The sequence below is a fragment of the Caballeronia pedi genome, from assembly GCF_001544915.2.
Taxonomy (GTDB): Bacteria; Pseudomonadota; Gammaproteobacteria; order Burkholderiales; family Burkholderiaceae; genus Caballeronia; species Caballeronia pedi.
The window spans coordinates 411,832-437,279 of record NZ_FCOE02000003.1 but is presented as its reverse complement, the minus strand read 5'-3'; the positions used below and the strand labels follow the sequence as shown (position 1 = coordinate 437,279).

The 25,448-nt window shown below is 62.9% G+C and carries 20 protein-coding genes; 9 read left to right on the top strand and 11 right to left on the bottom strand.

Going from position 1 to position 25,448, the window contains the following annotated elements; genetic code table 11:
- Positions 1-2 precede the first annotated feature (2 nt).
- Positions 3-872: an isocitrate lyase/PEP mutase family protein gene (locus AWB80_RS06940; RefSeq protein WP_061173953.1), complete on the top strand. Its 870-nt coding sequence runs from the start codon at positions 3-5 to the stop codon at positions 870-872.
- A 4-nt stretch (positions 873-876) separates the two neighbouring features.
- Here the strand turns inward: AWB80_RS06940 and AWB80_RS06935 are convergent, their stop codons facing one another.
- From AWB80_RS06935 to AWB80_RS06925, 3 genes are all read right to left on the bottom strand, one after another.
- Positions 877-2,634: an IlvD/Edd family dehydratase gene (locus tag AWB80_RS06935; RefSeq protein WP_061173886.1), complete on the bottom strand. Its 1,758-nt coding sequence runs from the start codon at positions 2,632-2,634 to the stop codon at positions 877-879.
- A gap of 80 nt (positions 2,635-2,714) precedes the next feature.
- On the bottom strand, positions 2,715-3,545 hold the full coding sequence (locus AWB80_RS06930; protein WP_061173885.1) for a siderophore-interacting protein: 831 nt from the start codon (positions 3,543-3,545) through the stop codon (positions 2,715-2,717).
- Positions 3,546-3,561: 16 nt separating this feature from the next.
- Positions 3,562-4,314 carry a PadR family transcriptional regulator gene (locus tag AWB80_RS06925; protein ID WP_061173884.1) on the bottom strand — a complete coding sequence of 251 codons (753 nt, stop codon included), beginning with the start codon at positions 4,312-4,314 and terminating at the stop codon, positions 3,562-3,564.
- Between the two features lie 153 nt (positions 4,315-4,467).
- Between AWB80_RS06925 and AWB80_RS06920 the strand changes: the two genes are divergently transcribed.
- Positions 4,468-5,049: a flavin reductase family protein gene (locus tag AWB80_RS06920; RefSeq protein ID WP_061173883.1), complete on the top strand. Its 582-nt coding sequence runs from the start codon at positions 4,468-4,470 to the stop codon at positions 5,047-5,049.
- A gap of 265 nt (positions 5,050-5,314) precedes the next feature.
- On the top strand, positions 5,315-6,010 hold the full coding sequence (locus AWB80_RS06915; RefSeq protein ID WP_244206425.1) for a hypothetical protein: 696 nt from the start codon (positions 5,315-5,317) through the stop codon (positions 6,008-6,010).
- Positions 6,011-6,021: 11 nt separating this feature from the next.
- Here the strand turns inward: AWB80_RS06915 and tssM are convergent, their stop codons facing one another.
- From tssM to tssH, 8 genes are all read right to left on the bottom strand, one after another.
- The gene (gene tssM, locus AWB80_RS06910) at positions 6,022-9,999 is read right to left on the bottom strand and encodes a type VI secretion system membrane subunit TssM (protein WP_061173882.1); all 3,978 of its coding nucleotides are present in this window, start codon (positions 9,997-9,999) and stop codon (positions 6,022-6,024) included.
- Positions 10,000-10,038: 39 nt separating this feature from the next.
- Entirely contained in the window at positions 10,039-11,325 is a 1,287-nt protein-coding gene (gene tssL / locus AWB80_RS06905) for a type VI secretion system protein TssL, long form (protein ID WP_061173881.1), read from the bottom strand.
- Between the two features lie 80 nt (positions 11,326-11,405).
- Complete coding sequence (gene tssK, locus AWB80_RS06900) at positions 11,406-12,752, bottom strand: type VI secretion system baseplate subunit TssK (protein ID WP_061173880.1); 1,347 nt, start codon at positions 12,750-12,752, stop codon at positions 11,406-11,408.
- Between the two features lie 12 nt (positions 12,753-12,764).
- Positions 12,765-13,277 (bottom strand): type VI secretion system lipoprotein TssJ, encoded by a 513-nt coding sequence (gene tssJ, locus AWB80_RS06895; RefSeq protein WP_061173879.1) that lies wholly within the window; start codon positions 13,275-13,277, stop codon positions 12,765-12,767.
- A 75-nt stretch (positions 13,278-13,352) separates the two neighbouring features.
- Entirely contained in the window at positions 13,353-13,835 is a 483-nt protein-coding gene (locus AWB80_RS06890) for an Hcp family type VI secretion system effector (protein WP_061173878.1), read from the bottom strand.
- Between the two features lie 164 nt (positions 13,836-13,999).
- On the bottom strand, positions 14,000-15,493 hold the full coding sequence (tssC, locus tag AWB80_RS06885; RefSeq protein WP_061173877.1) for a type VI secretion system contractile sheath large subunit: 1,494 nt from the start codon (positions 15,491-15,493) through the stop codon (positions 14,000-14,002).
- Positions 15,494-15,555: 62 nt separating this feature from the next.
- The gene (gene tssB / locus AWB80_RS06880) at positions 15,556-16,104 is read right to left on the bottom strand and encodes a type VI secretion system contractile sheath small subunit (protein WP_061173876.1); all 549 of its coding nucleotides are present in this window, start codon (positions 16,102-16,104) and stop codon (positions 15,556-15,558) included.
- 45 nt (positions 16,105-16,149) lie between these two features.
- Positions 16,150-18,873, bottom strand: a complete 2,724-nt coding sequence (gene tssH, locus AWB80_RS06875) for a type VI secretion system ATPase TssH (RefSeq protein WP_061173875.1) — start codon at positions 18,871-18,873, stop codon at positions 16,150-16,152.
- A 467-nt stretch (positions 18,874-19,340) separates the two neighbouring features.
- On the opposite strand from tssH, the gene AWB80_RS06870 reads away from it, so the two are divergent.
- From AWB80_RS06870 to tssA, 6 genes are read left to right on the top strand one after another with little or no spacing between them, the layout of a single operon-like run.
- Positions 19,341-19,919: a TagK domain-containing protein gene (locus tag AWB80_RS06870; RefSeq protein ID WP_061173874.1), complete on the top strand. Its 579-nt coding sequence runs from the start codon at positions 19,341-19,343 to the stop codon at positions 19,917-19,919.
- The gene (locus AWB80_RS06865; RefSeq protein WP_061173873.1) at positions 19,916-20,782 is read left to right on the top strand and encodes a type VI secretion system accessory protein TagJ; all 867 of its coding nucleotides are present in this window, start codon (positions 19,916-19,918) and stop codon (positions 20,780-20,782) included. The genes AWB80_RS06870 and AWB80_RS06865 overlap by 4 nt, the downstream gene beginning before the upstream one ends.
- A complete protein-coding gene (gene tssE, locus AWB80_RS06860) occupies positions 20,779-21,318 on the top strand; it encodes a type VI secretion system baseplate subunit TssE (protein ID WP_061173872.1) in 540 nt (179 codons plus the stop codon). The genes AWB80_RS06865 and tssE overlap by 4 nt, the downstream gene beginning before the upstream one ends.
- Before the next feature lie 31 nt (positions 21,319-21,349).
- A complete protein-coding gene (tssF, locus tag AWB80_RS06855; RefSeq protein ID WP_061173871.1) occupies positions 21,350-23,239 on the top strand; it encodes a type VI secretion system baseplate subunit TssF in 1,890 nt (629 codons plus the stop codon).
- Positions 23,239-24,336: a type VI secretion system baseplate subunit TssG gene (gene tssG / locus AWB80_RS06850; protein WP_061173870.1), complete on the top strand. Its 1,098-nt coding sequence runs from the start codon at positions 23,239-23,241 to the stop codon at positions 24,334-24,336. The genes tssF and tssG overlap by 1 nt, the downstream gene beginning before the upstream one ends.
- Positions 24,333-25,442: a type VI secretion system protein TssA gene (tssA, locus tag AWB80_RS06845; protein ID WP_061173869.1), complete on the top strand. Its 1,110-nt coding sequence runs from the start codon at positions 24,333-24,335 to the stop codon at positions 25,440-25,442. The genes tssG and tssA overlap by 4 nt, the downstream gene beginning before the upstream one ends.
- Positions 25,443-25,448: the final 6 nt, after the last annotated feature.

Sequence of the window (25,448 nt, the reverse complement as noted above, 5' to 3'; positions counted from 1 at the left end):
TCTTGACCCGTTCCGCACGCTTTCGCGAGTTGTTCAAGGAAGGCCCCTTCGTCTGCATGGGCGCGCACGACGCCATTACCGCAATGCTCGCGGAACAGGCCGGTGCGAAGTCCATTTATGTGTCGGGCTTCGTCGCGTCGGGTGTCGTCGCGGGGCAGCCCGACGTCGGCGTGCTGTCGCAGACGGAAATGTTCGAGCACATCCGGCGCATCTGCCGCGTGACATCGGTGCCGATCTTCGCGGATGCCGATACGGGTTACGGCGGCATTCTCGACGTGCAGCGCACGATGCGTCTCTGGGAAGAGGCGGGCGCGTCCGTGTTGCATCTGGAAGATCAGGCGTTGCCGAAAAAATGCGGCCACTATGCGGGCAAGCAACTCGTATCGAAGGAAGAGATGGTGCTGAAATTACGCGCGATGATCGACGCGCGCCGCGATCCGGATTTCTTCATCGTGGCGCGCACCGATGCGATTGCCGTGACAGGTATCGACGACGCCATCGAGCGGCTCGAAGCGTACGCGCATGCGGGCGCGGACGGGCTCTATGCCGATGCCCCCGAGAGCCTCGAACACATGCGCGAGCTGACGCGGCGCCTCAAGCCGCTCGGCAAGCCGATTCTGTTCAATCAAGCGCGCACGGGCAAGAGTCCGTACGTGTCGATGAAAGATGCGTATGAAATCGGCTTCGACTACACCTTGAGTCCCATCGAGCCGATGCTCGCGATGCACAAGGCGGTAAAGGACATGCTTGCCGTGTTCATGCGCGAAGGCTCGACGGATGCTATAGCCGATCGTCTGACGCCGTTCGACGAGTACAACCGATTCGTCGGACTCGACAAGGCGGTCGATGTCGAAAAGCGTTTCGCGAAATAGCCATTCACTTGCGCGGCGTCACGCCTCGTTTCTCCGTAGCGCGCAGAAAATCGAAATCGACGCCCTTGTCCGCCTGCGTCACGGTGTCGTAAAACAGCTTGCGATAACCGCGCTGCGCGCTCGGCGGCGTGACCGGCGATGCCTGCACGCGCGAGGCGAGCTCTTCATCGCTGATGAGCAGACTGATCTCGCGCTTCGACACGCTCAGGCGGATACGGTCGCCGCTTCGAACGTGCGCGAGCGGCCCGCCGACCGCCGATTCCGGCGTCACGTGCAGGACGATCGTGCCGAACGCGGTGCCGCTCATGCGTCCGTCGGAAATGCGTACGATGTCCTTCACGCCCGCGATGGCGAGCTTGCGCGGAATCGGGATATAGCCCGCTTCGGGCATGCCCGGCGCACCCTTCGGGCCGATGTTCTTCAGCACGAGAATATCGTCGGGCGTGACGTCGAGATCGTCGGCATCGATGCGCGCCGCGAGATCCGCGCCGCTCTCGAACACGACTGCGCGACCTTCGTGCTCCATCAGCTTCGCATCGGCGGCCGACTGCTTGATGATCGCGCCACCCGGGGCGAGATTGCCTTCGAGCACCGCGATGCCGCCTTGCGGATAGATCGGCTGGTCGAACGCACGCACGACGTCCTGCTCGAATGCCGGACCCGCGGCTTCGATCTCTTCGCCGAGCGTGCGGCCCGTCACGGTCAGCGCGTCGAGGTTCAGAAGCGGCTTCAGTTCGCGCAGGAGCGTCGCCATGCCGCCGGCTCTGTGGAAGTCCTCCATGTAATGCGAGCCTGACGGCTTCAGGTCGACGAGCACAGGCGTCTCGCGTCCCATGCGATCGAGCGCCTTCAGATCGACGTCGTAGCCCATGCGGCCGGCAATCGCGGTGAGATGCACGATGCCGTTGGTCGAGCCGCCGATCGCGAGCAGCACACGCATCGCGTTTTCGAATGCTTCGGCGGTGAGAATCCTGTCGATGGTGAGGTTATCGTGCGCCATCCGCACGGCTTGCGTGCCGGTCAGTTCCGCGATGCGCATGCGGTCCGACGTCACCGCCGGCGGCGACGCGCCGCCCGGCACCGTCATGCCGAGCGCTTCCGCAATGCAGGCCATCGTGCTTGCCGTGCCCATCACGGAGCACGTGCCCACGCTCGCGACGAGCCGGTCGTTGACCGCCGCGACCTCCGCTTCGTCGATCTCCTGCGCGCGAAAACGCCCCCAGTAGCGCCGGCAATCGGTGCATGCGCCCACGCGTTCGCCGCGATGCGCGCCCGTGAGCATCGAACCGGTAATGAGCTGAATCGCGGGAATGCCCGCCGATGCCGCGCCCATCAGTTGCGCGGGCACGGTCTTGTCGCATCCGCCGATCAGCACGACCGCATCCATCGGTTGCGCGCGGATCATCTCTTCCGTGTCGATCGACATCAGATTACGCAGATACATGCTCGTCGGTTGCGAGAACGATTCGGCGATGGATATCGTCGGAAAGTCCATCGGCAAGCCGCCCGCGAGCATCACGCCACGTTTCACCGCGTCGATGAGTTGCGGCGCATTGCCGTGACACGGGTTATACGCGCTGCCTGTATTGACGATGCCGATCACCGGGCGATCGAGCGCGCTGTCGGTATAACCCGCGCCTTTGATGAACGCCTTGCGCAGAAATAGCGAAAAGCCGCTGTCTCCGTAGCTCGTCAGCGATTTGCGCAGGCCGCCCGGTTGCGCGGGTTCGTCGCCGGGCTTCTTCTTGAATGTGTCGGTCATGGTCGCACTGCCGTTCGATGAGCGTTGGATGCCCTCGATTATCGCGGCTTTCCATGATGCCTGCGTCGCTCAACGTGCGATCAACCGTCGATCGTTTCGTGCACGCCTTGCTCGCCGCGCTTCCAGTACGCCGATGCGCGAATGCGGCGCTTGTCGATGCCGCGTTCCTCGCAGAGCAGCTTGCGCACGGCGCGCATGAGCGTGGCTTCGCCTGCTGCCCACACATAGCCTTCGCCATCGGGCAGAAAGGTTTCGCGCAGCGCAAGCAGAAGCTCGCCGCCGGGATGTTCGCTTTCATTGCGATAACGCCATTGCGCGTAGAGATCGGCGCGCGTGTCGAATTCGATGCGTGCAGATTGATCGGCCACTTCGATCAGCGTCGCGACGCGCGTGCCTTCGGGCAACTCTTCGAGACGACGCGCGATGGCGGGCAGTGCGGTTTCATCGCCGATCATCAGATGCCAGTCGAATTGCGTCGGTATCACGAAGGAACCACGCGGTCCGCCAATGCCGAGATACTGGCCCGGCGCGGCTTGCACGGCCCAGGCTGTCGCGGGACCGGCTTCATGCAGCGCGAATTCGATATCGAGTTCGCGTTTCTCCGTGTCGAAACGACGTGGCGTGAAATCGCGCGCGATCGGACGCGGCTTCGAAGGATCGAACTCGGGACCATTGGGGCCCGCTTGCGGAAGCGCGGGCATCGTCTCGCCGGGCTGCGGGAAAAACAGCTTCACGTGGTCGTCGAACGAGGCGCTGACGAAGTCCGCGAGATCGTCGCCCGTGAAGCTCACGCGCACGAGATGGGGATTGAGCGCCTGCACGCGCGTGACCTGCAGCAGGCGGAACCTGAGCGCGTGGCGCACGCGCGTGACTTCGAGATCGGGCCGGTCTTGCAGAATGGATTCGGTCATCGTGTGTGGCTCCTTCTTACGCCTGCTTCGGCGCGGGGTTCTGTTCGATTTCCGCCGTCGCGCGGGCAAGGATCGCGGCGATGCGGCGTTGTTCGTCCTGCGGCGCATCGGTGCGCAAGAGCAGCGCTTTCTTCAGCGCGCGGCGCGCGGCGATCAGTTCGGGCGCCCAGCCGCTGTCGGCCGATGCGTCATCGACTTCCTCGCCCATGTATGCGCGCCTCACCAGATCCATCTTGCGCGCGAAGTGCGTGAGTTTCGCGAGCATGATGTCCACACGCTCGCGGTTCGATGCGAGGTAGTCGCGGCCCGCATCGGAGAGCGCATAACGCTTGCGATTGCCTTCCAGTTCGACGGTCGTATGGCCCAGTTCTTCGAGATACGTGAGCGCCGGGTAGACCATGCCGGGGCTCGGCGCGTAGAAGCCGTTCGAGCGGTCTTCCAGCGCCTTGATGAGTTCGTAGCCGTGGCGCGGTGCTTCGGCAAGCAGCGCGAGCAGCAGCAGTTGCAGGTCGTCGGAGGAAAACTTGCGGCCGCGCGGCATGCCGTCTTCGCCGCCGAATCCACCGCCCATGCCGCCCATTCCACCCATTCCACCCATGCCGCCGGGACCGCTGCCGAAGCGGCCGCCGCCGCCATGGCGGTGCCGTCCGATCATGCCCCAGCGTTCGAAGGCGAAGCGTTCAGCCCACTCGGGCGCTTCGAAGGGAGAACCAAAACCGAATGCGCGGAAACCGGCTTCACGCGCGCGTTGAAAGCAACGGGATTTCATATGAACACTCCAGATATGTCGTAAAACATATCTAAAGATATATATCGTAAGAGTGTCTGTCAAGGCGAGTTTTCGGGGATCGATCAGACTGCTGCGCGTGCATTTTGAACGCCGCATACAATCCCTCGAATTGTCTTTTGCATACATAGAACCATGAGCCACTTTCGTCCCGTCAAGCTGGAGCACGCCAGCCGTCTTATCAACCATGGCCCGACCGTTCTGGTCACGAGCGCGCACGAAGGCCGGCGCAACGTAATGGCCGCCGCCTGGTCGATGCCGGTGGAATTCACGCCGCCGCGCATCGCCGTCGTGATCGACAAGCGCACGTACACGCGCGAACTTGCCGCCGCGAGCGGCACGTTCGGCATCATCGTCCCGGGTGCGGCGATGATCGATCTCACCTATGCCGTCGGCACCTCGAGCGGGCGCGAGATCGACAAGTTCGACGCCTTCGGCATCGAAACGGTGAAGGGGCCGGTGCTCGGCCTGCCGCTCATCGAGACGAACTGTTCGGCGTGGCTCGAATGCAGGCTGATCGACGAGAAGCACACGGAAGACGCCTACGACACCTGTTTCGCCGAAGTCGTCGCGGCCGCCGCCGATGCGCGCGTGTTCGTCGATGGCCACTGGACCGTCGACGAGTCGAACCAGCCGCTGCACACGATTCACCATCTCGGCGCGGGCAAATTCGTGCGTGCGTCGTCGATGCAACTGGCCAAACCGCTCGCGCGCTGACGCTGTTGCTGTTCCCCCTCTAGCCCCGCACCGAGGGCTAAAGTTTTCCCATTCCCCAGTCGATAAAGAGACGTCGACCGTGAAAGACCGAAAGGCTATTCGCGGCGGCGCTTTTGAGCCTGCGATCCGTCATTGAATTCGGACGCGGGCGATAGATGGGCGAGGACGGGTCTCCTAAGGTCTCTTGCAGCGCGATACGGCGATATCGCGCGACAGAGCGGCCGTGGTGGCGACCGCTTGCACCGTCAGGGGAAAGGGGCGTGGTATGAAACAGCGTTTTTCGGTTATGCGGTTTCTGGTGTATCTCGTGGGCTTCACGAGTCTTCTGCTGCTGAGGCTCGTCGTTGCGCCTGACGGGCTGGGTGGCATGACGGCGTTCATTGCGTGCGTGGCAGCGTTCGCTGCGGCGTACATGGTCTGGTATGCATCATCGGAAGGGTATTTGCGCAATCTGATGAGCGGCGTCGTGGTGTATCTCGCGCTGGCGGCGGTGGTGGCCGCGTGTCCGCCTTTCGTGCTGGTGCTGGCGTTCTGGTCGATCACGGGATTGCTCAAGCGGCGGCGTGCGCTTCTCGTGCATGCGATGTCCAGCATCGCGCTCTTCGTTCTGATTTTCCCGACGCCGTTCGCGCAACGCGTCGGCGTGCCCGAACTGGCGGGCGCGCCAGCCGGTATCGCGTATGGGTGCTTTGCGATCGCGTGGTCGGCGTGGGCGTCGCGTAGTCCGCTCAAGCTCGGCCTCTTCAAATTCGCGACGATGCTGCTCGCGGTGCCTCTGATCGCCTCGTTCGTCGCGCTCGTCGGCGGCGGGATGCTGAGTCGGCCGGAACGGCGCGTGCGCAATTCGATGATGCGCGCGCGCAAGGCGTTGACGCTGGCGTTGCCGGCGCCGGTGGTTATCCCCGCGCCGAGGACGATCGTGGCTGGCAGGGCGGCGGAAGTGCTGGCGGCGGTTGACTGATCGATGCGTGTTCAGCGGGCGGACTGAGGCGGCACAGTCGCGGCCGACGGCAGGCCGGGCGGCGGTCCGCTATCCGAGAGCGCGAATATGGGCATTGCGCTCGGGCAGCGAAAAGTCGTGAGCAGGTCGCTCGTCAAGGGGTTTGCCACGCTGCCCGTGCTCGCGACATCGAGAACCGCCTTGCGACCATCGAAATCCAGCGCCACACGCGTGCGTCCGGGCGTCGCGGTCGGCGTTACTTGCCCTTTGTGGAGCAGCCGCAACAAGGCCCACGGGCCATCGACTGCGATGGTCGAGGTCTCCTGGCGAATCCGCGGGCTCGCCGTGATTTCCGCATGAACGCCGCCGCGAGGACCGGGCCATGCCGCGACCAGCGGCCTGACCGGGCCATGCTGATACAGCATGCTCTGTCCGTCGATATCGATCGCTAGGCTCAGGATCGTCGGATCGACTTCCGGAACGCGCAGTTCCATCTTCCATGACAACTGCTTGCCCTGTTCTCCGAAGAACACGTTGCGAATTTCCTGGGCATGCTGGAAAGGCTCCAGATCGGGGCCGTGAACTGGTTCGGTGGCGCCCGGCAAGGTCTTGTAGCGCCACGGTTTGCCAGATACGTCGACGAGCGGGCCGAGGTTCTTGGTGAAGAAATCGTCGATGACGCCGCCCAGCGCAAACATGCGCGTGAAGTCGTCGATGCTGACATCGCGCTTGCTGTCGGGCGCGAAGGGAAAGTTGCCCTCGATTGCCAGACGGCAAGCGTCGCCGACCACCGACTGCATCTGACGCGAAAGCAACTGGCCGATGCCCTGAGCCACTTCGCGCGAACCTTGCGAAGACAGGCCCAGCAGCACTTCGCGAAACGGCGCTGGCATCGTGTTCGCGGCCATCTTCAGTTTGGCGGACGCGTCGCTCGCGGGCGGCAGACTGTTGTTCGCGATCGCATTGTCCGCGACCGTCAATGCCGTGTAGTTCTCGTTGAGCAAGGCGCTCACGCCATCGAGGCCGGTCTTGTTCGCCTGAGCGGGCGGCGCGGGCGCACCGTTCTGAGCGGCCGCGTCGCCGGTGACCATCTCTCGCAGAGCCGCAAAACGATTGTCGACGATTTCGCGCTCGATCCGTTCTTCCGCGCGGATGCCGAGCGCCTTGTCCGCCTTCTGCGAAAGCTGGTCACTGGTCTTTTGCAGCAGCGAATCGTTGGCGCCCGGGTTACGCGTCAGCGTCGTTTCCCGGACCGCCGCTCGGGCAAGACGCGTCAGCGGCGAATCGGGAGCCGCGAACTGCCGCAGGATCTGCAGATTGAACGAGAGGCTGGTGCCGGTTACTGGCCGAATATCGGCGAGAAAGGCGTCCCATTGCTGCGCATATTCCGTCAGATACAGTCGACGGATGGCCTCGCTCAGCGAATCATCCGCGCCCGTCGCCGACTTCACGATGTCAGCCGTTTTTTTTTGACCCGCGCCCGACCAGTCTTCGAGATATGACCGTCCCATCACCCAGGCATCGTCGCCGCGGGCATGCTGGACGAATTCGTGCAGGCGTTTGTCGAACAGGCTGCGATAGCCTTCATAGCTGAAAAGTCCGGGCACGCCACGCGAAAGCGGCGCACCGCTCGCCCGCGTGAACACAGTGCCCGCTTGCGGACCTACTGTGCGTAGCAAAGTGAACTCGTCGGGTGACTCCGCCGACATGGCCGCCTTCGCGCGCTCGTAAAGGCGCTGTGTGCCATTGCTGGTGTCGAGCAGGGCACGGGCGCGTTGAATCAGCGCATCGTTGCGGATAAGCGGGGATTGCACGATCCGCTCACCCGAGAAGAGTTGCTGAACGTGATCGATCATGGATGCACGGCCGCCGAACACCGCTGCGCTGTCGGTCTTCGCCCAGTCATCGAGTACCCACGCCTTTACTTCGCCGGCGTCGAACTTCGCGCGGTCATACAGCATCAGATAGACGCGCAGTGCGTTATAGGTGGCTGCGGGGTCCTTCTCCGCGATGGCCTGCGAGAGCGCGTCCTCGATGCGATGCACGACATGCGGCAGCAGCAGGCAATTCTCGAGCGCGCGGTACGTGGCTTCCGAGGCCTCGACGACAGCCGGCGCGGCGTAGAGACCGAAGCGGAAACCCGGCTCGGGCGCGGAGAGATCGAGTCCGGTCCAGGTGGGCAGATAACGCGCTTCGGTGAGCGCGTCCGGCACGTTTTCCGGCTTCGGATCGCGATACAGCTGGGTGACTTTCGCCGACAACGCGTGCGTCTTGCGCGCGATGGCTTCGAGATAGGCGCTGTTGTTGCCGAAACTCGTGACGAGACCCATCGCGAGCCATCCGAACAGAACCACGGCAAGCGCATGGCCGACGAGGCGCAGTGCGCGGAACCGGTACTCCCAGCGCAGGTTCGGACGCACGAGGTGCGCTTCCGGCAGGATCACTTTCGCGAAAAGCGCATTCAGGAAGAAGCTCTCGTTGCGCGCGTCATGCGGGCGCTCGGCGGCGTGATTCGAACCGATCCGACGCATCACAGTCAGCGGTTCCGCAACGACGTTCTTGCCGCCTTGCATCGCGCTCGTGAAATAGACACCGCGTAGCATCGGGCGCTGCTGAGTGTCGTCGTAGCGGGAATCGACGAACAGTTCGCTCAGCAAATCGCATAACGGAGCGATCAGTGCGGCGAACGCCTCCGGCAGGCTTGCCAGACTGCGCCGGGAGGTCATATCGTATTCGTCGTTCAGGCGCGTGTTGACGCCGGACGCCACGCGAACCGCGAGCGCTTGCAGTTCCTGCTGGTAGTGCATCTGGAGCGGGTGATGTCCGGGCATTGCGTCGGTCGTCGGCAAGGTGACGCCCCATATCTGTGCGCGGCTTTCTTCCGTCAGTGAGGCGAAGTAGTCCACGAAGCCCGGGAGACGATCCATCTGCGTGATCATGACGTACACCGGGAAGCGTATTCCCAGCACGTTACGCAAATCGGCGAGACGGTCGCGCAGCGCGTGCGCTTCGGCGATGCGCAGCATGGGATCCGCCGACGTCAGGATATCGAGATTGAGGGTCAGCAGCGCTCCGTTGACCGGCGCGCGCGGACGCCGGCGTCGCAGTAACGAGAGCAGACCGAACCATTCGTCGTCGTCGAGGCGGCGATGGTGATCGGCGTCGGACACGGGAGCTTCGCTTCCGGTTGCAGAAGGGGCGGCGCTCCGCAGATCTCCGGATCGGCCGCTTTCGGCGTGTGCGGGTTCGGCGGCGTCCGGCAGCGCGTGCGTCGACGTACCCGGATGAACGTAGTAGCCGGCGGTATCGATGAGGACGGCCTCATTCGCGAGCCACCAATCGACCTGTTGCGTGCCGCCGGAGCGAGAAGCGGACTTGCCCTCGGGGAACGACAGACCCGAGTTGAACAGGGCGCGCGTCTTCCCCGATGACTTTGCCCCGAGCGTGATGTACCACGGCAGTTCGTAGAGGTAACGCGTACCCTGGAACATCCGGGTGACGCCGCGTGCGCCTGTGCGCATCGATTTCAGGCGCGTCAACGCGACGTTCATGCGCGCCTCGAGCTGACTGATCCGCGCGGCGGCCAGGGAGGGGCTTTTGCTGTCGAAGCGCAGCGCCTTCTTCAGGAACTGTTCGTCGGTGCGCATGCGCTTCCAGATCCAGTGAAGACCGAAAGCGATGAACAGGACGATCACCGCGGCAATCACGGCCAGCCGCGCGGCGAGGGAGGCGAAAGGCCGGGTTTGTCCGATGCTCACGAGCGGCGCGGCATGCCAGATCGCCAGACACAGCAGCACGCCGAACACGATGGCCGTCGACCATCCATTGAGCCACAGCAGCGCGCCGCACAACAGTAGCGCGATGATCAGCACACGCATGCCGATACCTTCGAGCGGCTTCAGTTCGCTGAAAGCCAGATAAGGTCCGATGAACCATATCGCGAGAGAGAGGAGCGCCAGCGCGAGCAGCGCCAGAAACCAGCGCGAGACGAGGAACGACAACTTCTTCATGCTTTGATTCCGTTCGACAGGGTCGAGAATGGGCTGATCTCAGGAGGCAACCGAAATTTCGACGCGCCGGTTTTGCGCACGCCCCTGAGCCGTGGCGTTGTTACCGACTGGATCGGCTTCACCCTTGCCGATGGCTTCGAGACGGCCGGCAGGCACGCCGGCTGCCTGCAGCATCTGCATGACCTGCGTGGCGCGCTCTTCGGACAGGGTGCCGTTCGATTCATACTGACGGCTTCTGACCGGCACGTTGTCCGTGTAGCCCGAGACCGTCACCTTTCCTGGTACCTTGGCGATCTCCTGAGCGATCTTCGCGATCAAGGGGTTCATCGAGGCGTTCACCGCGGCGCCGCCGGGTCTGAACATCGCGTCTCCGCGGAACGTCACGGCGCTGTGCTTCGCATCCTCCGTGACGCTGACGGTGCCCGCAGCAATCTCATCTTTCAGTAGTTCCTTGAGGTTGGCGCGGCGGGGCGCGGCGGGCGGCGTCATCCGGCCGATATCGATGATCTGTTTCTCGACGGCCGCACTCGCGCCCAGCAGTTGATACTTGAACCACGCACAGAGCGACAGCACCACGAAGCCAAGCACGGCGACCGTAATCCAGACGGGGAAGTCGTGGAAGGCGAGTCGCCGTCCCCGCGCATCGGAATGCGCATGCGGGGACAGCGCCCCCTGCGGACTGCCACGGCCCAACCGGATCTCGTGATAGAGCCGCTGACGCACGGCCTCGTGACTGCGCGCACCATCGGGCTCGCTCCGGTAGCGCCCCATGAATCCGAAGCTCAGGATGCGGTAGATCACTTCGAGCAGGTCGAGATGCTCGCGCGGCTCGCTCATGAGGCGGCCGATCAGCAGATAGATCTTTACGCCGCCCTCGCGATCATTATGAAACGCGACCGCGAGCGCGTTCCCGCTCCATTGCGCACCCGCTTTCGTGCCGCCCCATGGGGTCTTCATCGCAGCTTCATCGAGCGCCGTGCAAAGGCAATATCGGGCGCCGAGCATGTGGTCGCGCCTGATTTTCGCTTGCTCGCAGAGAGTTTCGAACATGCGCATTTCCTGGCTGAGCACCAGCAGAAGCCGCTTCGACGCGTCTTCATCCAGCACATTGGGCATGTCGGCGAGTGCGCGCAGGAGCGGGCGCGCCGCTTCCAGCAACGGATTCGTTGCCTGCTGAATCGTACGCAGGCGCTCGCTGTGCGGTTCTCCAGGAAGCGTGGTGTCTGTCAGCCCGGCATTCTGATCGGGTCGGTCCGGCGTCCAGTGGGCCCCGGCCCCTCCCGCTTGCTTCGAGGGCGGTGCCTTTGTCTCGTCCAGCGTGTCCATGCTTTACTCCGTTCCCCATAAACGCGCGCGTGCGAACGCGCCTCGCCGCGAAGCGCTCCGCTCGCGGTCTTGATCCGTGCTCAGCCGCGCACGCCCCAAAGCTCGAGCCTGAGCGACGGAAACTCTCCTGCGACGTGCAGAGCGATACCGCCATGATTCGCGACCATGTCCCACAGCGGACCCGTGCGCGCAAGCTCGTAGTAGATATATCCGGCATTGAAAGGAATCTGCCGCGGCGGCACGGGCAGCACGCGCAACCCGATGCCGGGAAGATGCGCGCGCACGAGATCCGGGAGGCGTTCCGATGGCCCCATCTTCGATTGCGCGGCAAAGCGTTCAGCCAGCGTCTCCGCGGGCATCTGGGCCGCGACCGCGAGCACGACGGACGTGAAGCCGCGAATGTCCTGCGGGTCGACCGACGCGTTGCGCATGCCGTATCCCACTTCCTCGAGTTCGATGCGCTGCGCCGCGCGAATCAGCACGGCATTGAGCAGCCACTGGATGTCGTCGACGAGTGGTTTGAGGCATACGTGCGGCTCCTTGTGCCGATAGGCCGGATGCGAGTCGAGCGGCCGGCGCGTCTCGGGGCGCACGTAAGTCGATAGCTCGCCGGCCATGGATACCAGCAGTGCGTACAGGTCGGACGGGGAGGTGCTCGGGACGCGCCGCAGATGTTGCAGCACTGGCTCATAGCGATTCAGCGTTTGCAGCAAAAGGTAGTCCGACACTTCCGCGACTGTCCCAGCCTGACCATCACCGCCCGTCAGGCGTCTGGCGAGGGACTCGGCGCGCAGTCGGGCCAGTTCATGAATATTGCCGAGCCATTTCGTGAGCAATTCACTCGCGCCGAAGCCGGAGACGGGCGGGACCAGCGTTTCATCGAGTTCGATGCTGCCGTCGGCACGCAATGTCTTCACGCGTGCGAATGGCAGCCCGATCCAGGCGTCGGTGAGTTCCTTTTCCGGCAGAAGACGCAGTCTCAGATTGGAAAGCTGCACCGTCTTTTGACCTTGACCGATCGAGTTGGCGTCGCGCAGATCGGCTGCGAACACGTTGTAGCGGGCAAGCGAGTCGGGCGTGTCCTCGAAAGTCGTTTCTTCGCCGTTAGGCACGCGCACCGGCACCGCCAGGTGGATGAGCTGGTCCAGATGCTCCGCGCGGACGGTCAACGGTGCCGGGAGCGAGGCGTGTCCCGGCGCATCGAACGGCGTGCCGTCGGGAAACACGCCGCTCACCGATTTGGCGATGACTTTGCCCAGCGCGAGCGCTTCCAGGTCGATCTCATAGCGCGAGAAGCCAAAGAAGAACGGCGACAGCGGAGCAGCGCGCTTGTGAGCGAATTGCTCGAGGTAGCGTTCCTGCTGCTGGAAAAGTTGCGGGCGCAGGAAGAGTCCTTCGCTCCAGGTGACTTTGTTATGCCAGGTCATGCGGATTGCTCTTCACTTGTTCTTTGGGGCGGCATCGGTGATCTTGATAGCGCTCGCATCGAGATCGATGACGAGTTTGAGTTTCGGCGCGAAGCGATACCAGGCCGCGGACGGCGCAGGCGGCAGCGGCCAGGTGGCGCGCCAGACGGCGTTGGGCAGATCGCGGTAGGCCGCGAGCACGCCGATCATGGTGGTGGCCTGATTAGCGTCGCGCCGGATGGACTTCTGGTCGCCAGGACGAAGCTGGAACTGGTCGCGCTGGACCAGATCGTCGTTCAGCACGTCCTTGTCTTTATCCTGCAGGGAGTAGAAGTCCGACTGATTGAAGGCGTCGGCGTTCTTCAGTTCATAGATGCGCACCACGATGGGCGCGGCACGCTTCTGATCGTCCGGATTGACGCCGGATGATGCGATGACGGACACGTCGAGCTTGACTGGCTCGCGCTGTGGCGTGCGTTCGCTTCCGGCACACGCGGTAAGCAGGAGGAGGGAAATCAGCGCGGCGATGCGAGCGGGCGAGCGCATCTGTGGAAATCTCGGAACAGAGTAGAAGAGGAAGAAGCCCCGCAGCGAAGGCGGGGCTCGACGACGGCAAGGTGATCAGGCTTCCTTGCTGGCCTTGAAGTCATAGGCCGCGGTGACTACGCCACCGTTGCCGCCCTGCGCGTTCTGCTTGACGTGTTCCTGCTTGACCTTCACGAAAGACAGGTGCACTTGTTCGCGAATGCCCGTATCGCCATTGCTTCCGGACGGCTGCACCAGCGTCACGAGCACTTCGCTCAACGTGTACTTGATATATTCGAGCGGCGTACCCCCGGCCTTGCGCACCGTCAGCACGGCCTGGTCGATAGGCTTGCCGGTCAGGCAATACTTCATCAGGTTCGGACTGGCGGAATCCATGTAGTGGTCGAACACCAGATCCGCAGCGGTGGCCTTGCCTGCGCCGATACCGCTACCGAAGGCCGCCGAGGATTGCTGCTCGACGCGCCAACCCCAGCTCAACACCTCGATTTCGTTCTTGTGCTTCGAGTCCAGCGATTCACCATCGATACCGTTGAGTTTGATGAAAATGTCTTGTGCCATTTGATAGCTCCTTGTTGAAACAACTTACGAGGTTACGGTTACATCGACTTTCAAAATAATTCGATGTACATACGACTCTGTCGAAAGGGTTAGCTTTCTGCTGCAACTTTCTTCCGCTCGCGCGGCTCGATGAGCGTGCGCGCGATCCGGATTCGACGAAGCGTTCAGGCCGCCTGCTTGACGGACGGCAAACGCGTCACCAGCCGCAGCGACACCGTCAGACCCTCGAGCTGGAAGTGCGGCCGCAAGAAGAATCGCGCCTGGTAGTAGCCCGGATTCCCTTCGACTTCCTCGACGACGACTTCCGCGGCGGCAAGCGGACGACTCGCTTTCGTCGCTTCGGAAGAGTTGTGCGGATCGCCGTCGACGTAATTCATGATCCAGTCGTTGAGCCATTTCTGCATGTCTTCGCGCTCCTGGAACGAGCCGATCTTGTCGCGGACGATGCACTTCAGATAGTGTGCAAAGCGCGAGCACGCGAAGAGATAGGGCAGACGTGCCGACAGGTTTGCGTTCGCCGTAGCGTCCGGGTCGTAGTATTCGGTCGGCTTCTGAAGCGACTGGGCGCCGATGAAGGTCGCGTGGTCGGTACTCTTGCGATGAATCAGCGGAATGAAGCCGTTTTTCGACAACTCTGCCTCGCGCCGGTCGGAGATGGCGATCTCGGTCGGGCACTTCATGTCCACGCCGCCATCGTCGGTCGGGAAAGTATGGCAAGGCAGGTTCTCCACCGTGCCGCCTGATTCGACGCCGCGGATCATCGAGCACCAGCCATAGTGCTTGAACGAGCGGTTGATGTTCACGGCCATTGCATAGGCCGCATTGGCCCACGCATAGTTGCGATGATCCGCGCCATGCGTTTCCTCTTCGAAGTCGAATTCGTCCACCGGATTGGTCTTCGCGCCATACGGCAGGCGCGACAGGAATCGCGGCATGACGAGCCCGATATAGCGCGCGTCTTCCGTGTTGCGCAGCGAATTCCAGGGCGCGTATTCGAGGTTCTGCGTGAAGATCTTCGTCAGGTCGCGCGGATTGGCAAGCTCCTGCCACGATTCCATCTGCAGGGCGGACGGCGACGCGCCGGAGATGAACGGCGTATGCGCCGCCGCAGCGATCTTCGAGATCGAGCCCAGCAGATCGACATCGGGCGGAGTGTGGTCGAAGTAGTAGTCCGCGACGAGACAGCCATACGGCTCACCGCCGAGTTGCCCATACCCCTCTTCGTAAATCTGCTTGAAGAGCGGGCTTTGATCCCACGCGATGCCCTTGTACCGCTTCATCGTGCGGCGCAGATCGTCCTTCGACACATCCATGAAGCGGATTTTCAGGCGCTCGTCGGTTTCGGTGTTTGACACGAGATGATGCAGCCCGCGCCAGGCCGACTCCAGCTTTTGAAGGTCGGCGTGGTGAAGGATCAGATTGATCTGCTCCGAAAGCTTGTGATCGATCTGGCCGATGATCGCCTCGATGCTTTTGTAAGCATCATCGCTCATGGTGATCGACTGTCGCAGCGCCTGCTCGGCGAGCGTCCGAACCGCCTGCTCGACGGCTTCGCGAGCGTGATCGGTCTTGGTGCGAAACTCCTGCGCAAGCAGATGCGTGAATTCGGAGTGCGTTGCGGTCTCGGCCGATTTGTGCTGTGCCTGATTGACTGCCATGGTTTCCTCGGTCTTGATTCGGTCGCGGCGTGGCGGCGCGGTGCGCGCGCTGCGGGTCTCGGTTAGTGCGTGGACTGTTCGGGGACATCCGATTCGGATGTGCCCTTGGTCTTCTGCGGCTTCGGCTCGGATGCCAGCGACTTGAGCAGGGCCGGGTCCGCGAGCAACTGACTGACGAGTGCTTCGGCGCCCGACTTGCCATCCATGTACGTCTGCAGGTTGGCGAGCTGCGTGCGCGCGTCCAGCAACTGGCGTAGCGAATCGACTTTGCGCGCGATGGCCGCGGGTGCGAAATCGTCGATGCTCTCGAAGGTGATGTCGACCATCATCTGGCCCTCGCCCGTCAACGTATTGGGCACGGAGAACGCGACGCGCGGCTTGATCGCCTTCATGCGTTCGTCGAAATTGTCGATGTCGATATCGAGGAAGCGGCGGTCTGCCACGGGAGGCAGCGGTTCCACCGCCGCGCCGGAAAGATCGGCGAGCACGCCCATCACGAACGGAAGTTCTACCTTCTTCTCCGAGCCGTAAACTTCGACGTCGTACTCGATCTGCACGCGCGGGGCGCGATTGCGCGCAATGAACTTCTGCGAACTATTGGAAACGGTCATGGGTGACTCCGTGATCGATGGGTTTAAGGCTGCTTGACAAGTGTGTTAGCGCGCTTCTTCGGCGAACACCAGATTTGGCTGTGGCGCTTCCAACGCGTTCAGGACGATCGCGGAACGCGGCGCGGCGTCCGGATCGGCGATATTCATGTCGATCCGGTTCAGCGCGCGTTCCGCAGCAAACGCATCGAGCCAGAACGCGGAAAGTCGAGGCAGCACATGCTGCTCGATGAAACCGATCAAGACGCGCGCACCCGTTTCCTGCATGAGGCAGCGGCCAACGATGTAGTCGACGAGCGCATCGCCATACGTCACGGCAATGCCGTGACTCTCCGACATGCGCTGCGCCACGCGGTCGAGATGCAGTCGCACGATGCTCGCGAGCGAAGCCTCGGCGAGCGGCCAGTACGGCACGACAGTGACGCGCCCGAGGAACGCCGCGGGAAAAGTCTTGAGCAGCTCGGCCGCGAGCGCTTCACGCAGGCCGTCGTGATCGGGCGTGAGCGCGGCGTCGGCGCAGAGGCTCGCCGTCAGCTCTGCGCCCGCGTTGCTGGTGAGCAGGATGGTTGTGTTGTGGAAATCGATGTACCGGCCGTCGCCGTCTTCCATGTATCCCTTGTCGAAGACCTGGAAGAACACTTCGTGCACGTCGCGGTGCGCCTTTTCGATTTCATCGAGCAACACGACGGAGTACGGCCGGCGACGCACCGCCTCGGTCAGCACGCCGCCCTCGCCGTAACCGACATAGCCAGGAGGCGCGCCCTTCAATCCCGAGACCGTGTGCGCTTCCTGATACTCGCTCATGTTGATCGTGATGAGATTCTGCTCGCCGCCATACAGCGCTTCGGCCAGCGCGAGCGCTGTTTCCGTCTTGCCGACGCCCGACGGCCCCGCGAGCAGGAATACGCCCAGCGGCTTCTTCGGATCGGAGAGTCCGGCACGCGCTGTCTGAACGCGCTCGCTGATGAGATTCAGCGCGTCGGATTGTCCGATCACGCGACGAGCCAGCGTTACGGGCAGCGCACGCACGGCGGAAATCTCATCGGTGACCATGCGTCCCACCGGAATGCCGGTCCAGTCTGAAACGATGCCAGCGACGACGCTTTCGTCCACCTCCGGAAAGACCAGTGGCGTTTCACCCTGCAGGTCGCGCAAGGCTTGCTCAAGTTCGCGCAAGGAGGACGGCGTGGGACGCGGTTCACCCGAATCACCGCCGACGTGCTGCAACGTATCTTTGCAGTCGGCCGCCAGCGCTCGCTCGCGTGCTTCCGTGAGCGACTGCGCGGCTTGCGCCTGTGCCTTCCAATGCGTATCGACGGCGCATTCCTCAGCGAGCAGCACATCGATGCGCGCTTGCGAAGCGGTCAGATCGGCGCAACCGATGCCGATGCGCGCTTCCTGTTCCAGCAACGCATGTTCGACCCGTGCAGCCTGCAGCCGTTGACGCACATTCTGTAGTTCGCGGGGCGGCGCGTGCTGAGACAGCGCCACGCGCGCGCACGCGGTGTCGAGCAGGCTGATGGCTTTGTCCGGCAACTGTCGAGACGGAATGAATCGATGCGACAGCTTGACGGCCGCACGAATGGCCTCATCGCGCACGATCACGCGGTGATGCTGGGCGAATGCCCCGGCAAGTCCACGCACCATGTCGATTGCGGCGGTTTCCTCAGGCTCGGCGACTTGCAACACCTGGAAACGGCGAGTCAGCGCGGGATCCTTTTCGATGTGGCGCTTGTATTCGGACCACGTCGTCGCACCGATGACGCGGACCGCACCGCGTGCCAGAGCGGGTTTGAGCAGATTGGCGGCATCGCCAGTGCCCGCTTGTCCACCTGCGCCGACGAGCGTGTGAATCTCGTCGACGAAGAGGATGACAGGCACAGGGGACTTTATCGCGGACTCGAGCACGTTCTTCAGCCGGGCTTCGAATTCTCCCTTCATGCTGGCGCCGGCAAGCAGTGCTCCGACGTCGAGCGTCATCAGGCGAACTTCCGTCAATGCGGCGGGGACGTCGCCGCTGGCGAGCGCGAGCGCCAGGCCTTCGACCACGGCGGTCTTGCCGACGCCCGCTTCGCCAGTGAGCAGAGGATTGTTCTGGCGCCTGCGCAGCAGCACGTCGATGAGAGCGCGGATCTCCTGCTCGCGCCCGGTAACGGCATCAACGCCGCCCGCTCGCGCTTGCGCGGTCAGGTCGGCGCAATATTGATCGAGCACGTCCTTGCCGGCGGGCGTCATCGCACGAGACGCTTCGCCTGGCAACGCGGGTGCGAAATCGCTGCCATCGTAGGGCGTGTCGTCGGCTTCCGGCGAGCCGCTGATCCAGGCAGGGAATATCTCTTCGAGCTTCTCGGCCGGAATGCGGGCGAATAGAGGCGAGATCGACAGCAGGACGCGCCGCAGCTCAGGTGTGCCAACCAATGCGGCTACGAGCCATGCACCGCGAATCCGGCGGTCGCCGAACGCGAGCGACGACAACACCCACGCGCGCTCGATCGCGGTTTCGACGTGATGGGAGAAATCGCTGATCGAACTTGCGCCAGAGGGTAGCGCCAACAGGCCGCGACCGATGTCGCGCTCGAGCGCCTCGATATCGATGTCCGCGTGACGCACGATGCGATGCAGGTCGCTGTCGCCCAGTTGCAGCAACTGATGCAGCCAGTGCACGAGTTCGACGTACGGATTGCCGCGCAGCTTGCAAAAGGCGGTTGCCGATTCAACGCTGCGAAAGAGCGTGGATCCGAGCTTACCGAATAGCGCGTGGCGAGAAATCATTTATTGAATGAGGGAGTGAGGTTGTCTTGATGGCATTTTGCGCAGTTTCTTCAACGCGTTCTGACGAAAATATTGATTCAATAAATCGTTGTTGTCAACGCGGCGCAATTTGCTGCCAGTAATTTAAATTGATTGCCTGAAAGCATCAAACAATTAAATTCAGTCTGTAAGGCATTGAAAGAATATCTTATTTTTTGGACGGTATAAATTTATCCTGTTCGGTAAGTTGCTGATTGTTAGAAGTTTTAACGAATCTTGGTGATTAAATAGGATTAATCTCAATGGATGAAAATCGGCAAATCAGGCGGGGGTATCAAAATCTCAAAAATAAGTCATTTAACCTGATTGAAAGCAGCTATTTATGGATAGACAAGTAGCTGTAAGTCGTGCGTTAATCTCCGGTGTCATTTGGTGATGATTAACCGTTAGTTTTTGTCCTCAATCTTTTTCGTGAATTTGAGTTGGGCATGAATATGGAAGAGCGAATCGAGCCGGCCGGATTTGCGCCTTCGAAAGGCGATGGCGGCGAGCTCGTGTTTCCTTTGCCGGACAGCGACGCCTTCGTGATTCCAGAAGCAGGCGTCCCCGTGTCCGTGGAGCCCGGTCAGAGCGATATCATCGGCGTTCTTACTGCACGCTATTACGAGGCGCTCGAGGGTGCGCGGAGCTTGCCGGCAGACAACTGGGAGCATTCAGACGCGCCGATGATCGAGCCGATCACGGTGCCCGAAACGTATCCTGCCGGGGCGCGTGCGCCAGCGGATCGAGCGATCAGTGAATGGCTCGGCGCGCCCGATTCGCTCGAACAGGCTTTTGGCACGCTCCATGATGTCGACGACTACCTCGCCGAGCCTCGCGCCGTGCCGGAAATCCTCGAAATGTTTGCGCCCGTGCAGGGCCGCGCGAGTGCGGCCGAGCGGTCGGCGAGAGTCACGCCCGAACTGGCTCGTCGCGAGCACCACACGCTGGCGATCGACAGCCCGATGCAACAAACTTTCGGCGTTTTCGCGCGGCGCGAGCATGTCGCTTCAAAGGGGGATGTATGAACCTGAACATCGCAAGCAATGTCGCTGGCGAAGGCATCACGCCTGAGCAGGCGATCGAAGCGGCAGAAGCGAAGATCCGCAAGGAGCCGGCTGCCGCAGCGCATCGCTGGGTGCTGTTTCAATGGCTCTGCATCACGCAGCAATGGGCGCGCGCGATTCAGCAGCTCCAGGCGTTCGCTCAACTGGGCGAGCAACAGGACAGGACAGCTCATCTTTATCGCGACCTGGTGCGTGCGGAGCGTGTTCGCGGAAAAGTCATGGCGGGTGCTCAGGAACCGGGCTTCGTATTCGACGGAAATCCCGCCTGGATGCATGGCTTGCACGCTGCGCTGGGCCTCGCCGCGCGTGGGCATATCGACGAAGCGGATGCCGCGCGGGAAACTGCGCTCGATGCGGCGCCCCTTGTCTCAGGGGCCGGCTCAGCGGGGTCCTTCGACTGGATCGGTGATAGCGACACCCGGCTCGGACCCGTCTGCGAGTTCGTCGCCGCGGGGCGCTACCGATGGATCTCGCTGGCCGATATCGCGGCGTGGCGTATCGCGCGTCCGGTCTCGCTCGTCGATCTGATCTGGGCGCCCGCAACGCTGACACTCGCCGACGGCACGCCGCTCAATGGCTTCATGCCTGCGCGATATCCGGAGATGCCGGCGCAAGCAGCGCGCGAGCGCGACGCCTTGCTGCTCGGCCGGCGCACGGTCTGGCACGACATCGGCCGCACCGGCGTGATTGCGTCGGGTTGCAAGACCTGGGCGACCAGCGCCGGGGACTTCGGTGTGTTCGATCTGGCCCAGTGCACATTCGGAAACTCGACACACGCGCATGTGCTCGATGACGCAGACGCCGCCAGTGGAGCCGTGCAATGACAGGGCGAAAACGGGTGGGGGGCACGACGAGCACGCCGCGCCGGACGGACGACTATCTGTTGCCCACTCTCATCGATCGACTGCGCGACGACTCACCTCATCGGCATAGCGAAACACCGGACGAGTACGCCATGACGCGCACTCAGATTCGCGACATCATTCAGCGCGACCTGGCGTATCTGCTCAATGCGACCAGTCTCGAAGACCGGATCGATCGCGAGCGCTATCCGCTCGCCGCGGCTTCCACGCTGAATTTCGGCGTGCCAGCGCTCGCCGGAACCTTCCTGGCCTCGCGCAAGTGGGCGGATATCGAAGCCATCGTCACGCGTGCCATCAGAGACTTCGAGCCGCGCTTGATCGCCGATTCGCTGTCCGTTACGCCGCTCAAGGCAACGGAGACGCTGGGTCGGCACAACGAGATGACGTTCGAGATTCGTGGACTGATCCGCATGGACCCTTATCCGCTCGAATTTCTCGTGCAAACAAGCCTCGACCTCGAAACGAGCCGCCTGCACGCCTCGCCGCGACGCGGCTGAGTCACTTTTTCATTGCATCAACCGAGTCTTCATGGATCCGCGTCTGCTCCACTACTACAACCAGGAGTTGCTCTACCTGCGCGAAAGCGGCAGCGAGTTCGCGCGCGCGCATCCCAAGATCGCGCGACGCCTCGGCATGCAGGCGGAGGAAATGACAGATCCTTACGTCGAGCGGCTGATCGAATCGTTCTGTTTCATGGCCGCGCGCGTTCAAATCAAGCTCGATGCGGAGTTTCCGCGCTTCACCCAGCGCTTGCTCGAGGTCGTGTATCCGAATTATGTCGCCCCGACACCATCGATGGCCGTCGCGCGAATCTTTCCGGGCATGAACGAAGGCGCGCTCGCCGAAGGCTTTCGCATTGCGCGCGGTACGCCCTTCAAGACCCATGTCCCACGCGGCGAGCGCACCCCGTGCACGTTCCGGACGAGCCAGGACGTCACGCTCTACCCGCTGGAGATCGTAAGCGCGCGCCTGACCGGGGTTCCTCCCGATATTCCCGCGCTCGAGCGTTACGTGCCGGCGCACGCGCAAGTGCGTGGCGCGCTGCGGTTGCGTATCCGCACGACCGGCGGCATCAAGATCGAGCAGCTTCGGGGGCTCGATCGCCTGCCCATTTATCTGGCCGGCGAGGAGCAGGTCGCGTCGAATCTGTTCGAGTTGCTGCATGCGGGAAGCGTTGCGTCGATCGTCGGCGAATCAGGGGCATTCGGCGAACCGGACAGGCGGTTTGCGGCCGTGGGCGATCAGGCGGTCGTTCACGAAGGGCTCGGGATCGACCAGGGCATGCTGCCGCTCGTCTGGGCGAAGTTTCATGGACACAACCTGCTGCAGGAATATTTCGCATGTCCGAGCCGCTTCTACTTCTTCACGTTGACCGGTCTCGACGAAGGATTGAAGAAGGTTCGCGGCAACGAGGCCGAGATCGTGATCCTGCTCGACCGATCCACGGATCGTCTGGCCGGACTCGTCGATGCGTCGCGTTTTGCGCTCTTTTGCACGCCGGTCATCAACCTTTTTCCGCAGAAACTGGATCGCATAGAACTATCGCAGAACGAGACGGAATTTCATCTGGTGCCCAAGCGCGCCGCACCGCTCGACTACGAGGTGTTCGCCGTCGACGCGCTCTATGGTCAGGTGAAGGAAAATCCGGCGCGGCTTGAATTCCGGCCGCTCTATCAGACGCTCAACGACGACGAAGGCAATCACGGGCGGTATTTCTCGATGCGCCGCGAGCGCAGGCTCCTGTCGGACTCCGCGCGCCGCTACGGATCGCGCACGCCCTATATCGGCACGGAGACGTTCGTGTCGCTGGTCGACCAGCAGGAGGCGCCTTATCACGAGAGCATGCGCTACCTGTCGGTGGATGCGTGGCTGACCAATCGTGACTTGCCGAGCCTGGTGCCGCGCAACGGTATCGACGATTTCGAGACGATGCAGTCGGGACCGATTGCGAGCATCGGGCTGATTCGTGCGCCGAGTGCGCCGCGGCCGCCCTATGCGGATGGCGAGATTGCATGGCGCCTGATTCGCCAGTTGAACTTCAACTATCTGCCGCTGGAGGACATCGATCATCGCCCGGGCGGTCAAGGCCTGCGCGACATGCTTCGGCTGTTCCTGAATGCCGAGGACACCGAGCATCAGCGCCAGGTCGAAAGCCTCGTCGGCGTCAGGACGAAGCCGGTCACGAGAAAGCTGCCCGGCGCCGGTCCGCTCGTGTTCGGGCGCGGCATCGAATGCCAGTTGACCGTCGACGAAACGGGCTTCTCCGGCGTGAGTCCGTATCTGTTCGGCCTGATCCTGGAGCACTATCTCGCGCGCCATGTGTCGATCAATTCCTTTACGCAGACCGAACTGCACTCGATGCAGCGCGGTCGCGTGATGCGCTGGCCGGTGCGCATGGGCACGCGCGGAGTCGCCTGATGGAACGCCTGCCTGTCGCGTCCTTGCTGCGCGATCCACCGCTTTCGCCGGAGACGTTTTCGCGTCTGGAGTCCGAGCCGTGGCGCTACGGCTTTCTATCGCTGATGCGCCGCATCGGTGCGAACGCCGGCATCGCGCCCATCGGCACGGCGCAACGTCCGAGCGCGGAGCCGTTTCGTCTCGGGCAGTACCCGAGCCTGACGTTCGCGCCGCGGGAAATCGCGAGTGCGGGGGCGCACGACGGGCATCTGCAAATACGTCTTTTCGGTCTCGGCATGCTCGGGCCGAACGGTCCGTTGCCGCTTCATGTGACTGAAATTGCGCGGGAACGACAGGAATGGCGACGCGACAAGACTCTGGTCGACTTCCTCGACATCTTTCACCACCGCTATCTGACGCTGCTCTACCGGGCGTGGTCCTCGGCGCAGGCGGCGGCCGGGCTCGATCGTCCGGGCGATGAGCCATTTTCGCTGTATGTCGCCAGCATCATCGGACAGGACACAAACGAAATCTGCCGGCGCACGCTGCCGGCGCACGCGCAGCTTGCTGCCGCGTCGAGTCTCGTGCGCGAGGCGCGTGATCCGGACGGCCTGCGGATGACGCTCGAGCACTACTTCGGTGTGCCAGTGAACATCGTGGAATACGTCTTTCACTGGATCGAGGTCGCGGCCGAGGAGCACACGCATCTGGGACGCGCGGGACCGGCCGCGACCATGGGCGTGGGCGCGTTGCTCGGCGAACAGGTACCCGACCGGCAATATCGCTTTCGCATCGTCGTCGGCCCGATCGATATGGACCGGTACCTGCGGTTCACGCCGCGCGGCGACGATTTGCCCATGCTGGTCGATCTGGTGCGCAGCTTCGTCGGCCGCGAGTTCGAGTGGGAACTCGAACTGCGCATTCGAGCCGAGAGTGCGTCGGCCGCAATGGTGGGCGGACCGCAGCAACTGGGCTGGTCGGGCTGGCTGGGACATTCCCCGGAAGGCCAGGCGGTCGCGGGCATGTGCTTCGAACCGGAGCAATACGTCGACCAATTCTCACGGCGCACACGCGAGGAGCGCGCCGTGCATGCCAGCGCGGGTGGAGGAGCGCGATGAACACGACCAACAAGCGCGCGGCGCAACCGAAAACCAGACCATCGGCGACGAACGATAGCCCGGCGCACGACTGGCTGGCGCCGATCGATCCTGTCTCGCCTTGTGGCGTCGATCTCGAATACGACCCGGAATTCGTCGTGCTGGCCGCGCGGGTCGCGGCGAAGATGGACGCGCAGTACGGCGATTTCGTCGGCTCGGCGGAGCCGATCAACTGGGGCGAGGTGGATCGTGATTGCCGGCGGATGATGATGCGCAGCAAGGACATCCGCATTGCCATCCTTTTCGCGCGATGCCGCACGCGACTTGCCGGAGCGAACGGGCTGGCCGAGGGGCTGCGGCTGCTCGCGTCGTGGCTGGGCGCGTATCCGGACACGATTCATCCGCAACCGGGCGTCGATGAGGATCGTGACGCCGCGCTGGAAATTCGGATGAATGCGCTTCAGGCGCTGACCGACATGGAAGGCCTGCTTTCCGACGTGCGCGAGATCGCGCTCACGCGCTCAAGCGTCGCGCGCCTGCAAGTGCGCGATGTCGAGCGGGCGTTCGCGCAACCGCGCGCGAGCGACGCGCTGACCGTCGAATCCGTGACGCGGCAACTCGAGGACATGCGCGTTCAGCAGCCTGCCGTGTTCGCCGGCTTCGAGATCGCACTCGCGAGTCTCGACGAAATCGATGCATGGAGTCAACAGCACCTCGGCGTGTATGCGCCCGATCTTTCCGCGCTGAGCCGCGTGTTGCGCCGGGTGGCCGGCGACTTCGTCACCGCGGCGCCGACGATGGCGCCGCTTGGTCCGGAAGATGAGGTCGTCCGGACGACGAGTGACGCTGCAGCCGACGAAAGCAACGACGCGCACACGGACATCGCTGATGCCCGTGCACTCGTCGATGTTGCAGCACCGATGCCTCGCGTGGAGACGCACGCCCGGGGGCGCGATGACGCACTCGAGTCCATGCGCGCCGTGCGACTGTGGTTCGAACGGCACGAACCGAGCAGTCCGATTCCGCTTCTGCTGCGGCGAGCGGAGTCTCTTGTCGGCAAGGGGTATGCGGAGATCATCGGCGCGATTCCTTCCGACCTGATCGAAAAATGGAGTGTCGACGCGTGAAAGCTT